Here is a 15,467-nt window from a genome sequence, read left to right on the forward strand (position 1 = left end):
CTCACCTCAACGCTAAGTTAATTAAATTATGCTGACATCCGTTTTTGCTGGTTTAACCATTCTGATGATTGGCGACAGCCATCTGACGACACCCAATTATTTAATTGAGTCCTTGCATATGGACCTCGAACGGGCAGGGGCGCAAGTACACACCTTAGGGGTCTGCGGCACAAACGCCGACGACTGGCTCAAAACTGTCCCTGGTACATGCGGGGCGGCGGAACGCCTGGGCGACGAGAAGGTAAAACTTCTGGGTCGTACGGCACCCACGACGCCTATTGTCGAACTTCTGGCAAAGGATAAGCCCGACTTGCTGCTGATTGTGATGGGCGATGCCATGGCGGGCTATGACAAAGATGTCTTCCCCAAGGCCTGGGTGTGGCAGCAGGTGACGGCCCTAACCAAAGCGATAGGCACGACCCAAACCGCCTGCGCCTGGGTAGGCCCAGCCTGGGGAACCGAGGGGGGCAAGTATAAAAAGACATATGCTCGTGTCAAACAAGTATCGGCCTTCCTCAAAAACAACGTTGCCCCTTGCGAGTATATCGACTCTCTTACGCTATCCAAGCCCGGCGAGTGGGCCACGACCGATGGGCAGCATTTTACTGCTTCAGGCTACCAGACTTGGGGCGACGAAATTGCCAAAACCTTGGCAACCATGCCAGTGGTGCAAGGATTAAAGAAAAAATGAACCGGATGAAAACCATGAGGGTGTTTGTCGCAATGGTGCTAACCCTAGGCATGAGCAGTGGCTCATGGGGGACTGAGATCGAGCTTTATCCGACTGGGCCATCAGCAGATTCTGCATTCCTGCGTTTTGTGGATGGTGACGCAAAGGGTTTACGCGTCATTGCGTCGGGCTCCAAATTAGAACTTCGCCTGGATGCCGGGCAGCGTGCCAGTCAGTTTCGATCGGTGGCTGGAGGCTCCAAGATCAACGGTCAATTGTTGACGGATCACAGCCAGGCTAATGTGGATCTAACACTTAAGCCGGGCGAGTTCATCACAGTTATGGGAACCACGGTTAACGGTACGTTACAAGCCCTGACCCTGCGAGAAACGCCCGACGACTTCAGCGCGATTAAAGCATCAGTGGTCTTCTACAACATGAACGCGCAATGCGCGCCAGCCACGTTAAAAGTGGCAGGACGCACCGTTAATTTGTTTGAAGGTATCGCGAAAGATGCCTCCACCCGCCGACAAGTTAATCCAGTCAAGCTCGCGGTGCAGTTAGTGTGCGCCGGGAACCCCGTCGGGGAACCCGTCGACATGGGCACTTTAGTTGCCGGAGAACGCTACTCGATTTTCCTGGCACCTGGCGACCCGGCAGATCGGTTTTTCTACGTGAAGGACGCAGTGGCAAACTGATTGGATTAGCGTGGTTTTCACTTCTCTAGAGTTTTTAGCACTCTTCCTGCCTTTATTCTTGCTGGTCTACGCCGTATCGCCGGACTCCTGGCGCAATACAGTGTTGCTCATCGGGAGCTGGATTTTTTATGGATGGTGGAGCCCCGCATATCTGCTATTGCTCATCGGCCTGACTGCCGTGACCTGGGCCGGTGGCCTGCTTATGGCACCCGGCCTATTCATTTCGCAGCGCGCCCGTTTATGGGTACTGACGGCGCTAATCGTGGTGGACGCCTCGATTCTGTTCTGGTTCAAGTATGCCAACATCCTCGCGGAGACGTATAACGATGTCGTACCCCTGATAGGCACTATGCCGCTGCAGTGGCAGCACATTGCCTTACCCATAGGCCTGTCGTTCATACTTTTGCAGGCCATTTCTTATCTGGTCGATGTCTATCGTGGCGATGTACAGCCCCAACGCCGGTTCATCTGGTTCGGCGCTTACCTGGCCATGTTCGGCCAATTGATCGCGGGACCCATCTTGCGCTATGACTGGATGGCAAAAGAGCTCGCGTCGCGTCGTTTCGACTGGGTGGACTTTTCTGCCGGTGCTCGTCGTTTCATGGTCGGCATGTGTATGAAGGTGTTGATTGCCGACACGCTTTCTCCACTCGTAGACATTGCGTTCCTCCTACCCTCCCCGACATTTATGGATGCCTGGTTGGGCTGTTTGGCCTACTCTTTACAGCTTTTTTTCGATTTTGCTGGCTATAGTGCAATGGCCATAGGGCTGGGGCAAATGCTGGGCTTCCACTTCCCGGAAAACTTCAATCACCCTTATCTGGCCACGAGTATCCAGGATTTCTGGCGGCGCTGGCATATATCTCTTTCCACCTGGATACGAGACTACCTCTATATACCGCTGGGAGGCAGCCGCAAGGGCGTCAGTCGCACCTACGTGAACCTGATACTTACCATGGCGATCGCCGGCATGTGGCATGGCAGCGACAATTGGAATTTTCTGCTGTGGGGTCTCGCACATGGCTTCGCATTGGCGATCGCCCGTGTTTGGCACCAAGCCAATTGGCCAACGGGGCCAAGGGTGTTGTCACGTATGATGACCATCGTGTTCGTTTGCATGGCTTGGGTTGTCTTTCGGGCGGCGGATTTCCAGACTGCCAAACTGCTCTACACGGTGCAGCTCGGACTAAGCGGTTGGGGGATGGGTGACGCTTTGCGCGTAGAGCTACAAGCCGTCCATATCGTTGCAATGTCTCTGGGAATCGCTTGCATTGTTGCTCCGTATTTCCGCGAAACATTTAGACGGGGCGTGCCTCCCACTGTACTCAGTGTGGCAGACCTTTGGCCTGTCGCTGGTTTTCTGTTGGCTTTTGCTTTAGTGGCTAGCAGAAAAGCCGTGCCGTTTTTGTATTTTCAGTTCTGAGCGCCAACTGTCATGACAACGCCTGACACCTCTATAAAATGGGCAGATTTGCCACCACGCTCAGCCAGAGCTGTGGCGGGTGTGGTCTTGATCATTGCAATGGCTGCAGCCTGCGCATCCATATTATGGGGCTGGGCGTTTGGAAAAGTGGACCTGAGCGCCACGCCGGTGTCAGTTGGGCAAATCATGGATGGAAGGACTACCAGACATATCGCCGATCAATTGTCCCATGCTCCAGTAACTGAAGCTTTGGCTGACATAGAACGCGCCGGTGGCTGGTTGCTGTTCGGCAACTTAGGGGATCGAGTCAGACAAGGTTGCCCTGGGTGGCTCTTTCTTACGGATGAGCTTACTGTGCATGCAAAAGCCAAGGACAACGCAGCCGCGCGGCTGGCAACGGTTGTCGAAGTCCGTGACAGGCTACACAAGCGGGGTATTAACCTGCTTGTGCTGGTTGTTCCGGACAAAAGTCGTATTGAACAACAGAAGCTTTGCGCCGTTTATCGCCCTGACAGTATCGCCACGCGTCTGAACACTTGGGTGGAGGGTTTGCGTGGGCTACAGGTGCAGGTGGTTGACGCAACATCAACGCTGATGACCTTCGCCAAGGCTGGCCAAGAGGCTGTTTTTTTGCGCACAGATACGCATTGGAACGAGCTTGGCGCCAAAGCTGCAGCTGGGGCAACCGCTGATTTGGTCCGCACGTCTGGTGTAGATATTACGCCCACCCGTCATTTCAAACTTGCACATGGCCAGCCCCAAAGCCGAATTGGGGATCTGGTCAAGTTGGCTGGAATAGATTGGTTGCCGGTACAACTGCAACCTGCGCCAGATCAGGTAGCGCAAACGACATTTACGATGATCGATACCGCACAAGCGCCCGTCAGCCCTCAGGGCAATCAAGGCGCACAGGATGAAGGCGAAGACCTTTTCGGCGATGTGGATCTGTCGAGCTTGGCGCTGATCGGTACTTCCTATTCGCGAACGTCCGAGTTCGCTTCCTTTTTAGAGAGTGACCTGGGTACTGTAGTACCGAGTTTTGCCAAGGACGGTGGTGATTTTTGGGCTTCAGCCGAAAGCTACTTCAGCAGCCCTGACTTCGAAAAGACCCCTGCCAACTTGGTCATCTGGGAAATTCCGGAAAGAGTCATTCAGATGCCAATAGTCGCAGAGGAACGGGCTTGGATGGCCGAGCCTGTTCCCTCTGCTGCATCTGCTGCATCTGCCGCGTCTGCCCCACCTGAAAAGAAACGTTGAAACAGAAAAGAGGAGGCTTTATGCGGACCGGTGAGGGTGATAGTTCGAGGCCGGCCGTGTAGCGTGAACTTGCCGCATCTTCTGGTACCCTGCAATCGCGCTCTATTCGGAGGTTTTGAAACAAGGGCGTCGTCAGGCAGCCAGACCAGTGGTACCCCGATCAAAGACTATGGCCTGAGCACTAACGCCTCAAGGCTTACAAACAAAGTTATAACAGGCAGTTTCACGTTGCCGTCTCAACGCGGTTTCGTCCATTGCGTTTCGCACGGTAAAGCGCTTCATCGGATCGTTTCAGCAGCTCGTCAATACTTTGAACATTTAATGGCCAATGTGCTACTCCCAATGAAATCGTAATATTTCCAACGGGGTCGAACGGTGTCCGCTCTACCAATTGCCGCAAACGTTCAGCCACGTCGCCTGCCACGGCGAGATCAGTGTCTGGAAGTAAAAGAGCAAACTCTTCGCCACCTATTCGACAAAGTAAGTCGCCACTTCGCGAACATGACCGCATCAAATTGCTCAAGCGCCGCAAGACTTCATCCCCCATATCGTGGCCATACGTGTCGTTAACACGCTTGAAGTGATCGACGTCGGCGGTTACGAGAGAGACGGCACGATGATCGTCCCGCCAGTTCTCGATGGCGTAATCGAAGGCCCTTCGGTTGCTTAACCCAGTTAGAGAATCGGTCTGTACGTCCTCGCTTAACTTATTTATCTTGCCGTGCATTAGTTCAATACCAGCTAACAGTGCTTTTTTCAGGTTTGCCGTTTCAAAATACCAAGCCAATGTCTGTTTGATCTCTGACGTCGTTTCGGGCCGGTCCATTGTGGTTGCGCTTTCGGCCAGACGTCGTAACGGTTGTGCAATTGCCCGTGCGAACCGCCAAATGATCAGCGCAATCAACAAAGCTAACGGTAATGCATTGAGCAGCACGCGGGTAAGCAGCTCGCTGAGCGGCTTCAGCGTATCTGAGACGGGAAGTTGCAACACAATGCCCCAATCTGTTCCTGCAACCAAAGCATATCCCGCCAGCATATCAATGCCTTGACTGTTAATCACACGCATCATGCCAGACTTGCCTGCAGCAATATCATCAACGGCGAGGTTCGCGCCCACAATGGTTCCGACACGCTCGGCTTGCGGGTGGTACAACAAGCGCCGGTTGCTGTCGATAACATATAGGTATGACCGATCTCGATGAGAGGAGCGCCTGAGCACACGATTAAGTGTGCTCGGCTCCTCCAGATAAATAGTGCCGCTGATATAACCCAGATAATTTTCGCTGGCATCGAATACCGGCTGAGAAACGGTAAGCAGTAATTTCCCTGTGTGCGAAACAAACGGAGGGCTGATTAAAGGCTTGCGCTCGCCCAGAGATTGCAACGCACCAGCGGACCCTAATTGGTCTCCAGTAATACTAAGATCAGGATCTGTTGCTCGAACCACGCCCGTGTCATCTACGATTACAACGGAATTGAAGCTATCGGTTTGCCGCTTTAAGCGCACCGCCTCTGCCTGCAAAAAAGACTGATCGTCATAGTGGTTTGCAATTGTGCCAGCGGCGTATTGAAGCTGTTGCTGAGCCGAATGCAGAAACTCATCTACAGTGAGAGCCACTTTCGTGGCATACACGTAATTGGTCTCTAGCGTTTTTTCGATTAATACTTCCCGTTGAACGCGATAGCTAGCAAATAAACTATTGGCCAGCATTAAAAACGCACTGATCAGGGCTAGCAATAAAATTAACCGGCGCAAATCCAGAGTAGAAGAGCCGAGAACGGCTCTCTTCAAAGAGGCAAGCATCAAAAAACCTCCAATTTGAGGGAAGCTTTCGATCTGAGAAAGGCCCGGTATATGTATGTCATCATGCGGTGCAGGGGGAGCCGTTAGCTACGATTTGTATGTATTTTTGAACCCAACAAATGAGAGTAAGGTGCAAAACGGAGGTTTTGCCTCGCATTGAATTCTAGCCTGAATATGTGACAAAAACTGACAAATCAAACTCACCGTGCAAAGACTATGCTAAGAGTACGATGCGTGCTTGGCTGGCCCACAACGGCTTTGCTGCCATGTGCCCTCGCTACATCTTTGTACTAAGCGAGCATCGTAGCAACTTAAGTCGCGCTAGTGCTCGGCGAGCCACTCATTCGCGTCGCATTAATAGCTCGGGGGAGCAACACCTGCCGGGCATGACCAATGATGTCGCTGCTCAGCCAAGCACCGTTGGCCGTCGATAGAGGCCTGACACGAGCTGAATTCGTTAGATCACGGCCGAGATTATTTTAAGGTTTAAGCAATAATAAGTGGATTAGAGCCGCCTGACGGTACTACACTTGTTACGAGGATGCAGTAAACGGAGGGGGTCCGCTACGACAAAATGTTCTTTCAGGAGACTATGTCATGACCCTACGAAATACTTCTTTTTTCTTTTCTGCCCTAAGTATCGCGCTGTTTGCTGCCCTGCCCGTCAGCAGCGCACAAGCGCAAGATATCGTACTGGGCGCTTCTGTGCAATTAACTGGGCCGCTGGCCAACACCGGCCGATATTATCGCGATTCTTATCAGCTAGCCATCGACAAAATCAACGCTGCTGGCGGCGTAAAGGTTGGCGACAAAACTGAAAAACTAGCGCTCAAGCTTTACGATAATCAGTCTGACGTTAACCTGAGCGTACGCCAATATACCGAGCTGGTTTCTCAGGACAAGGTCAATATGCTGCTGGGCCCATTTGCCAGCAACTTCGCCATTGCCGATTCTGCTGTGGCTGAAAAATACAAAATACCCATGGTGCAAGGTGGTGGTGCATCTGACCAGATTTTTGCACGTAATTTCAAATACATATTTGGCACCCTGGCACCGGCCAGCGATTACTTTGGCAGCACCATAAAGATGCTTAAGCAGCTTAAGCCTGACCCTAAAACTATTGCCCTGCTTTATGCTGATGACGCGTTCGACGTGTCGGTGGCCAACGGCACACGCCCTATGCTCAAGGCCGCCGGGTTTGATATTGCCATGGATGAACGGTATAGCTCAGATGCCACCGATTTCAACACTTTGCTTTCGCAAATCAAAAGCAAGAAAGTTGACGTAGTACTGGTCGCCGGCCATGAAACCGAGATCTTGAACTTTGTACGGCAAGCCAAGAGCCTGGCTGTCGCACCCAAAATGTATTCTTTCACCGTGGGCGTTCCTAGCGAAGACTTTCGCAAGGCGCTGGGTGCCGATGCAAATTATGCCTTTGGCATGACGGCGTGGCTTCCTTCGGCCAAACTGAAAGACCGTTGGTTCGGGGATGCACAGAAGTTTGCTACTGAATACAAGGCCAAATACAACTACGACCCCGACTATCATGCCGCGTCTGGGGTGGCCACGGTTGAAACTATTGTGCAGGCCATCGAAAACGTAGGAACAACAGACCCGCAAAAAGTGCGCGACGAACTGGCCAAGATTAAGTTTGACAGCCTTTATGGCCCCATCGCATTTCAAAAAAATGGGCAAATTAGCCTGCCGCAGACCGTGATACAGGTACAAGACGACAAGGTAGCTGAAGTCTACGACGCCAAGGGCTTCGTGCAACCGCCCAAGTACCCCATGCCTGCCTGGAATGCTCGCTAACTCACACCCTGCCTGGAGCCTGACATCATGGACTTGCTTGTGCAGATTCTTGTCAACGGCATACTTCTTGGGGGACTGTATGCCGTCATGGCGCTAGGCCTGGCGCTGGTGTGGGGCGTGCTGAACATTGTCAACCTGGCACATGGCGCATTCATTATGTTGGGTGGTTATGTGTCTTGGTTTCTATTCATCTACCTGGGCATAGACCCCTTTCTAGGCTTGCCCATTACTGCCGTGGTCATGTTCATATTAGGCTATGCGCTGCAACGCGGCATACTCAATCTGATTGTGCGCGCGCCTATGTTCAATACCCTGCTGATAACGTTTGGCCTGGAAGTTGTCTTGACCTACCTGGCGCAACTGGTGTTTACAGCCGATTTTCGCGCCATCAACCCGTCGTACGCGGGTAACAGCCTGACGCTGGGGTTTGTGACCATCCCCGTGGTGCGGCTCGCTGCCTTTGTGGTGGCATTGGCATTAACGGTAGGAATGTGGCTGTTTCTGCTGCATACCAGGTTGGGCCGTGCCATTCGTGCCACCGCACAAAACCTGGTTGCGGCCCGTCTGTATGGTGTTGAGCCGCGCCACCTTTATGCCATGACGTTTGGCTTGGGCATTGCGTTAGCTGGTGCTGCTGGTGGGCTTTACGGCACCGTATCGCAAATAAACCCGTACATTGGTGCGCCGTTGACAGCCAAGTGCTTCGCCATTGCGATTATCGGTGGACTGGAAAACCCCTTGGGCGTCATCGTAGGTGGGCTGTTTCTGGGCATTATTGAATCGCTGACAGCCTTGTATATTGGCCCGACTTTTTCTGATGTAGCCAGCTTCGGCATACTGGTTTTAGTTCTTATCATTCGCCCCAGTGGGTTATTGGGGCGTACAACATGAAAATTCTACGCATTGCCGGCTTGCTCGTCATTATTGCGCTACTGGCGGGCGTGCCCTTGTTAGGCAATGACGTATTAACGCAATTTGGCATCAATGCCCTGCTCTTGGCTGTGCTGGCGCAAGGCTGGAACATAATAGGTGGCTACACAGGGTACGCGTCATTTGGCAATTCTGTTTTCTATGGTTTAGGAAGCTATGGTGTGGGCATCGCCATGGTGCAGTGGCACTTGCCGTTTGGGGTTGGCATGGCCTTGGGTGCACTGATGGCCTTGGTTTTTGCGGTGCTGTTGGGTTTGCCTGTGCTTCGTTTACGAGGCCATTATTTTGCTATCGCCACCTTGGCGCTGGCTCAGGTCATGATCGCCATTACGTCTAACGTAGAGCTGGCGGGCAGCAATGTTGGGCTGGTATTGCCGCCGCTTAATAATGACCCGCTGTTTTATGAATTGGCACTGGCGTTATTAGTGCTAATTACCCTGACGATATTTTGGTTCACGCGCAGCCGTTTTGGGTTTGGTCTGATCGCCATACGTGAAAATGAAGAAGGGGCAGCCGTCATGGGGGTTAATACCACGCTCTACAAAGTGATCGCCTTTGCGCTTTCAGGTGTATTCAGCGCACTGGCAGGTGGCATTCATGCATATTGGATTACGTTTCTGGATCCCGCCAGCGCGTTTGATATCAGCTTAAACGTCAAGATGATCATTATGGCTGTCTTTGGCGGGCCGGGAACCGTGCTGGGCCCGGTTATAGGCGCGTTTAGCCTGTCGGCGCTTTCTGAAATTTTATCCAGCGAAGTAACCAGTATTGCCGGCCTGTTCTTCGGTGTGGTGATCGTTGCCGCCGTGGTGCTGATGCCGCGTGGCCTGGCTGATGTTTTTCGCCATTTTCGCAAATCAGGCTGGCATTACTTTATTGAAAACATACGGAACCATCGCTTATGAGCGCTATTCTCGAAGTGCGTCATGTTACGCGTCGATTCGCTGGCCTGGTTGCCGTCAACGATGTGAGTTTGTCACTTGAAACCGGAGAAATCCTGGGCTTAATTGGCCCCAACGGTGCAGGCAAAACCACATTAATCAGCCTGATCAACGGCACGCTTGAGCCTACCGCCGGTAATATCCTGTTCCAGGAAAAGGATATTACCGGGCTTGCAGCTTATCGTCGCGCGCGACTGGGCATCGGCCGCACCTTTCAGATTATGCAGCCTTTTCCAGGGCTCTCCGTCTTGGATAATGTTGCCGTTGGTGCGTTGTTTGGGCGCGGTGGTGGTCAGGCGAAACTGGCGCTGGCGCGCGAACAGGCTCGCGTTTGTCTGCACTTTGTTGGCCTGAGCAAAGAGGTGGATCAACGCGCCGACGAGCTGGGCGGCCCCGGACGTAAGCGTCTGGAACTGGCCAAGGCGCTGGCCATGCAACCCAAGGTATTGCTCTGCGACGAAGTCATGTCAGGCCTGAATATGGTCGAAATCGAAGAGCTTATCGGCGTTATTCGAAAAGTATGTGATCAGGGCATTAGCGTGCTGGTTATTGAACACGTCATCAAGGCCATCAAAAGTCTGTCAACCCGCCTGATCGTATTGCATCACGGGGAAAAAATCGCTGAAGGGAATACGGATGCAGTGTTGTCAGACCCCGCTGTCGTTCAGGCGTATCTGGGCAAGAGGCGCACATGAGCACAACTGATATTTCTTCCCCCGTTCTACTTTCCGTTCAGGGGCTAAGCACTGGTTACGGCGAAATGCTGGTACTGCACGATATCTCGCTCGAGGTTCATCATGCCGAGGTCGTGGCATTGGTGGGCAGTAATGGCGCGGGTAAAACCACGCTGCTGCGCGCGCTGTCTTGCGTGCTGCCCAGCACCGGCAGCATTATGATGGACGGGCATCAACTAGTGCAATCCGGTGCAGACCAGGCCTTTGCACTGGGCTTGGTGCAGGTGCCGGAAGGCCGTCAGCTCTTTGGCCGCATGAGCGTGCAAGATAATTTATTAATGGGTGCCTATCGGCGTAGCGGCAAGGCTGACGTGGCACGCGATTTGAACAAAATGTACGAAATTTTCCCACGTCTGTCGGAAAGGCGCCGCCAATTGGCAGGCAGCATGTCGGGTGGAGAGCAGCAGTTATGTGCCATGGCCAGGGCACTCATGGCCAAACCCAAGCTGATGATGGTCGATGAAATGAGCCTGGGCCTGGCGCCGGTTATCGTCGAGCAACTCATGGACGTACTGGTAAGCATACAGCGCGAAGGTGTGGCGATCTTGCTCGTAGAACAGGATATCCATCTGGCGCTCTCTGCGGCAGATCGCGGCTATGTCATGGAAACGGGGTATATCGTGCAAAACGGCCCAGCCCAAGCGCTGATTAATGATCCTGCCGTACGACAAGCTTATTTGGGAATTTAGCGGCTGCCTTGTTTAGCAATTACTTTCCGAGGAAGTGTAGCGACAGAAAACGCAGATAGTGAGTGTTCACGGTCGTGTCGGCATCGTGGGCTTTTTTCTAAATGAAGGCCATTGGTAGCTTGTATGCCCACGGCCCTACACATGGATTTTCTTAATCGACTGCCATGGGCGGCTTGTAACTATACGGCTCTACAATGAGTCTATCGGCATCCTCACCCACAGTGGCGGCGAGCGCACACTGTTTGCATCCGACAAAGCCTATACCAACGATTCCGGCAGCCCTACCTTGAGACGATTTCTATCGTGATTGCCTGCCTGCACCATCCAATACCGCTTAGCCACCAATGATCAAAATAACTCAAGCCCCCTACGCTATCTTCACGACATCGCACTGCTGCCAAAACGCCATCAGAACATGATTAACACACCCATTAAAACCTCCCAACGTGTATTTGAAATTCTGGAGGCTTTTGAAGATACCCAGCGCCCCATGGCCTTGAAGGAATTCGTTGACGTACTAGGCTACCCGGCTTCCAGTGCTTCAGCGCTGCTCAAAAGCCTGGTTGCGCTGGGCTATCTTGACTACGATCGCGTGTCGCGCACGTATATGCCCACAATGCGGGTTGCCTCGCTGGGCAACTGGGTGCACAGTGCGCTGTTTGGTGAGGGAGAGGTGCTGACGCTGATGCAAGGGCTTTCCGAAGCCTGTGGAGAAACCATTACCCTGGCCGTGCAAAGCGATCTGTTTGTTCAATACGTTTATCTTATTCCCTCGCGATTGCCGATCTGGTACTCAATACCAATTGGTATGACGCGGCCCATTGCGCAATCGGGCATAGGTTGGCTAATGCTTGGGCTACGCTCAGATGAAGACATTGACCTGATTGTGCGCCGGGTTAATTTTCGAGAGCAGCTTGCAAGTAAACGCGTATCGCTTGATACCCTTTTGCCAGAAATACAAAAGGGGCGCCGTAACGGTTTTATTATTTCTCAGCATACGCTAGAGCACGGCGCGGGTAGCATCGCCATGTTGCTGCCTGAAAAGCGTTTTGGAAGGGTATTTGCAATAGGTGTGCATGGCCCGGTTGAGCGCCTGGATGCCAAGTGCGAGGACATCCTCGAACAGCTTCGATCCGGTATCGCAATGCTGTGAAGGCAAACCCATTTAATGTAGTGAAAATGCTTTTCATTTTCACATATATGTAAATGCTTACACCACGCCGCTTATAAGTCTCACACCAGCTTAACGATGATAGAGTTTCTCTATTAGAAACCCAAGATGGAAGTGAGACATGGAACTCGTACCCTTACATTCTGATTTCGGTGCCGAAGTAAAAGGGCTGGATTTATTCGATGCTATCTGTGACGCTACGGCTTATTCAAAAATACGAGCCGCGTTTGATGAGCACTCCGTATTATTGTGGCGCAAGCAAAACGTCACCGATGATATTCAAGCCACGTTCGCACGCGCGTTTGGTGCGCTAGAGCGAACCAAGGTTGGGTCCTCTGGGCACGGCTCGTTTTACTCTCGCATGAACAATTTAGGGCCTGATGGTCAGCTGGTTTCACCATCTGACCGTGCGCTGCTCATCGCCAAGGCGAATCAGCTATGGCATACCGATAGGTCGTTCAAGGCCTGGCCGGCTGTCGCCTCCGTCTTGTCGGCGCGCATCATCCCTTCTGATGGCGGTCAAACAGAATTTGTCTCGACCAGAGCCGCCTGGAACAGGCTGGACCAAGCATCGCGTGACCAATTAATCGACAAGGTCGCAATCCACAGCTATGCCACGTCGCGCAACCAGATAGACCCCGCCATGATGAGTGAGCAAGAGCATGCCACGCTTCCGCCCGTGCGCAAACCGCTTACCTGGCTTAATCCCGTAAATGGCCATCGCGCCTTGTACCTGGCCGCCCATGCCGGGGCTATCGAAGGGATGGACGAGCACGATGGACAGGCACTGCTTGCGCGCCTGATGGACGAGGCTACTCAGCCAGAATATCGTTACTCCCATACATGGGAAGAAGGCGATGTACTGCTCTGGGACAATCGGGCCACGATGCACCGGGGCCGCCCCTGGAAAGGCAGCGAGGCTCGATCCATCGTGCGCGTTACCATTTCTGCGTCGGACTATGACGGCGTCGACCAGGCCGTACTGGGCTTGGCTAAGCAATTAGCTGCCGCTAGAGACCGCCCCCCCGATAACGGCTGCTTACCAACGAGCAACGCGACCGTCACATCGGCCACATACATAATCGACCAATAGCAACAAGATACAACTAGGTATATGCTTAGCGGTAAACACCTCTAGGAGTCGGGACACCATGACCCGCAAGACACCTATCGACCGCTACCGCAATATCGGTATCTCGGCGCATATTGATGCTGGCAAAACCACAACTACAGAACGCATCTTGTTCTATACCGGGGTCAGCCACAAGCTGGGCGAAGTCCATGACGGCGCGGCCATCACCGACTGGATGGAACAAGAGCAAGAGCGCGGCATCACCATTACCTCCTCAGCAGTAACCTGCTTCTGGAAGGGCATGGGTGGCATTTTGCCCGAGCATCGCATCAATATCATTGACACGCCCGGGCACGTAGACTTTACCATTGAGGTCGAACGCTCCATGCGCGTGCTCGATGGCGTGGTCATGGTCTATGACGCGGTAAGCGGGGTACAGCCGCAATCGGAAACGGTCTGGCGTCAGGCCAACAAAAATCACGTACCACGCCTGGCCTTCGTCAACAAGATGGATCGCGTTGGCGCCGACTTTCTTCGTGTGCACAAGATGATGCAGGAGCGCCTGCATGCCAACCCCGTCCCCATCGTCTTGCCCATAGGGTCAGAACACAATTTCGCCGGTGTGGTGGACCTGATCAGAATGAAGTCCATCATCTGGGATGATGACACCCAGGGTGTCAAGTTTGCATTCGAAGAGATCTCTGCTGAGCTTCTCGATCAGGCCCAGATCTGGCATGAAAAAATGGCTACTGAAGCGGCTCAGGCTAGCGAAGCGCTCATGGACAAGTATCTGGAAAATGGCCGTCTGGATGAGCAAGAGATTATTCAGGGCTTGCGTATCCGCACACTCGCCGGAGAAATTCAGCCCATGCTGTGCGGCTCGGCCTTCAAAAACAAAGGCGTGCAGCGCATGCTGGATGCCGTCATCGAGTTTCTGCCTTCCCCTGTCGACATTCCACCCGTTGCTGGCATTGACGAACACGGTAAATCCGTCAGCCGTCGGCCCGCCGACGATGAAAAATTCTCCGCGCTGGCCTTTAAGCTGATGACCGACCCCTTTGTAGGCCAGCTAACGTTCGTGCGTGTTTACTCTGGCGTACTCAGCAAAGGGGACAGCGTCTATAACCCCATCAGAGAAAAAAAAGACCGCATAGGCCGCATCGTGCAAATGCGTGCCAATGATCGACAAGAAATAGAAGAGATCCGTGCCGGAGACATCGCAGCCTGCGTTGGCTTGAAAGACTTCTCCACCGGTGACACGCTGTGCGATGTTGATGCGCACATTACGCTGGAACGCATTACGTTTCCTGAGCCGGTTATCGCCCAGGCCGTCGAGCCCAAAACCAAGGCGGATCAGGAAAAGATGGGCGTCGCCTTGCAGCGCCTGGCGTCGGAAGACCCTTCGTTTCATGTTCGCACCGACGACGACTCCGGCCAGATCATTATCTCGGGCATGGGCGAGCTGCATCTGGACATTATCGTCGATCGTATGCGGCGCGAGTTCGGTGTCGAGGCCAATGTGGGCAGGCCACAAGTGGCCTACCGTGAAACCATACGCAAGACAGTCTCTGAGGTAGAAGGTAAGTTCATACGTCAGTCGGGCGGCAGGGGCCAGTATGGTCATGTGGTGCTCACTGTTGAACCCAATGAGCAAGGCAAAGGCTTCGAATTTTTTGACGAAATCAAAGGCGGCGTGGTCCCGCGTGAATTTATCCCTGCCGTTAAAAAAGGGATTAGCGATGCAATGAACAGCGGCGTGTTGGCTGGGTTTCCGGTCGTCGATGTGAAGGTGCGGCTAACCTTTGGTTCTTATCACGAGGTGGACTCTTCCGAGCAGGCATTCAAGACGGCCGGCAGCCTTGGTTTCAAGGCGGCCTGCAAGCGCGCAGACCCGGTCATTCTGGAACCCATTATGGCGGTGGAAGTGGAAACCCCTGAAGAGTACGCCGGCCATGTCATGGGCGATTTGTCTTCACGCCGTGGCGCCGTTCAGGGCATGGACGATATAAGTGGTGGCGGCAAGGCCATTCGTGCCGAAGTGCCTTTGTCGGAAATGTTTGGGTATTCCACCACCTTGCGATCTGCCACCCAAGGCCGCGCCAGCTATACGATGGAGTTTAAGCATTACGCGGAAACGCCACGCCATATCGCTGACGAGGTCATGGCGGGGCGCACCAAATGAAGCTGGCCTGCTAAAGAGTGGCAGGTTTCTGAAAAAAACATACAATGCAAAAACCCAAAACGTCACAACATGATTCCATCAAGG

Annotated in this window: 13 protein-coding genes; 12 read left to right on the forward strand and 1 reads right to left on the reverse strand. The window is 53.2% G+C overall.

Going from position 1 to position 15,467, the window contains the following annotated elements; translation table 11 throughout:
- Window positions 1-28 precede the first annotated feature (28 nt).
- The 4 genes from FQ179_RS09875 to FQ179_RS09890 are packed head-to-tail and all read left to right on the forward strand — an operon-like array spanning window position 29 to window position 4,048.
- Window positions 29-691 carry an SGNH/GDSL hydrolase family protein gene (locus FQ179_RS09875; RefSeq protein ID WP_180121155.1) on the forward strand — a complete coding sequence of 221 codons (663 nt, stop codon included), beginning with the start codon at window positions 29-31 and terminating at the stop codon, window positions 689-691.
- Window positions 688-1,368: an alginate O-acetyltransferase AlgF gene (locus FQ179_RS09880; RefSeq protein ID WP_149397146.1), complete on the forward strand. Its 681-nt coding sequence runs from the start codon at window positions 688-690 to the stop codon at window positions 1,366-1,368. Before FQ179_RS09875 ends, FQ179_RS09880 begins: the two co-directional genes overlap by 4 nt.
- 10 nt (window positions 1,369-1,378) lie before the next feature.
- Window positions 1,379-2,791, forward strand: a complete 1,413-nt coding sequence (locus FQ179_RS09885; protein ID WP_149397147.1) for an MBOAT family protein — start codon at window positions 1,379-1,381, stop codon at window positions 2,789-2,791.
- Window positions 2,792-2,803: 12 nt separating this feature from the next.
- Window positions 2,804-4,048, forward strand: a complete 1,245-nt coding sequence (locus FQ179_RS09890; RefSeq protein ID WP_149397148.1) for a cell division protein FtsQ — start codon at window positions 2,804-2,806, stop codon at window positions 4,046-4,048.
- A gap of 223 nt (window positions 4,049-4,271) precedes the next feature.
- On the opposite strand, the gene FQ179_RS09895 is transcribed toward FQ179_RS09890, so the two are convergent.
- Complete coding sequence (locus tag FQ179_RS09895) at window positions 4,272-5,852, reverse strand: diguanylate cyclase (protein ID WP_149397149.1); 1,581 nt, start codon at window positions 5,850-5,852, stop codon at window positions 4,272-4,274.
- Window positions 5,853-6,449: 597 nt separating this feature from the next.
- Here FQ179_RS09895 and FQ179_RS09900 point away from each other — a divergent pair.
- The 8 genes from FQ179_RS09900 to fusA all read left to right on the forward strand — a co-directional run bounded on the left by FQ179_RS09900 (window position 6,450) and on the right by fusA (window position 15,383).
- Window positions 6,450-7,664, forward strand: coding sequence for an amino acid ABC transporter substrate-binding protein (locus FQ179_RS09900; protein ID WP_149397150.1), 1,215 nt, complete (start codon window positions 6,450-6,452; stop codon window positions 7,662-7,664).
- A gap of 27 nt (window positions 7,665-7,691) precedes the next feature.
- The gene (locus FQ179_RS09905) at window positions 7,692-8,555 is read left to right on the forward strand and encodes a branched-chain amino acid ABC transporter permease (RefSeq protein WP_149397151.1); all 864 of its coding nucleotides are present in this window, start codon (window positions 7,692-7,694) and stop codon (window positions 8,553-8,555) included.
- Window positions 8,552-9,499: a branched-chain amino acid ABC transporter permease gene (locus FQ179_RS09910; RefSeq protein WP_149397152.1), complete on the forward strand. Its 948-nt coding sequence runs from the start codon at window positions 8,552-8,554 to the stop codon at window positions 9,497-9,499. Before FQ179_RS09905 ends, FQ179_RS09910 begins: the two co-directional genes overlap by 4 nt.
- Window positions 9,496-10,230, forward strand: coding sequence for an ABC transporter ATP-binding protein (locus tag FQ179_RS09915; RefSeq protein WP_149397153.1), 735 nt, complete (start codon window positions 9,496-9,498; stop codon window positions 10,228-10,230). The genes FQ179_RS09910 and FQ179_RS09915 overlap by 4 nt, the downstream gene beginning before the upstream one ends.
- A complete protein-coding gene (locus FQ179_RS09920; RefSeq protein ID WP_149397154.1) occupies window positions 10,227-10,958 on the forward strand; it encodes an ABC transporter ATP-binding protein in 732 nt (243 codons plus the stop codon). The genes FQ179_RS09915 and FQ179_RS09920 overlap by 4 nt, the downstream gene beginning before the upstream one ends.
- 415 nt (window positions 10,959-11,373) lie before the next feature.
- Complete coding sequence (locus FQ179_RS09925) at window positions 11,374-12,111, forward strand: IclR family transcriptional regulator (protein WP_149397155.1); 738 nt, start codon at window positions 11,374-11,376, stop codon at window positions 12,109-12,111.
- 139 nt (window positions 12,112-12,250) lie between these two features.
- Complete coding sequence (locus FQ179_RS09930; protein ID WP_149397156.1) at window positions 12,251-13,222, forward strand: TauD/TfdA family dioxygenase; 972 nt, start codon at window positions 12,251-12,253, stop codon at window positions 13,220-13,222.
- Window positions 13,223-13,280: 58 nt separating this feature from the next.
- Window positions 13,281-15,383, forward strand: a complete 2,103-nt coding sequence (gene fusA, locus FQ179_RS09935) for an elongation factor G (RefSeq protein WP_149397157.1) — start codon at window positions 13,281-13,283, stop codon at window positions 15,381-15,383.
- Window positions 15,384-15,467 lie beyond the last annotated feature (84 nt).

This window comes from Pusillimonas sp. ANT_WB101, assembly GCF_008369125.1.
Classification (GTDB): Bacteria; Pseudomonadota; Gammaproteobacteria; order Burkholderiales; family Burkholderiaceae_B; genus Allopusillimonas.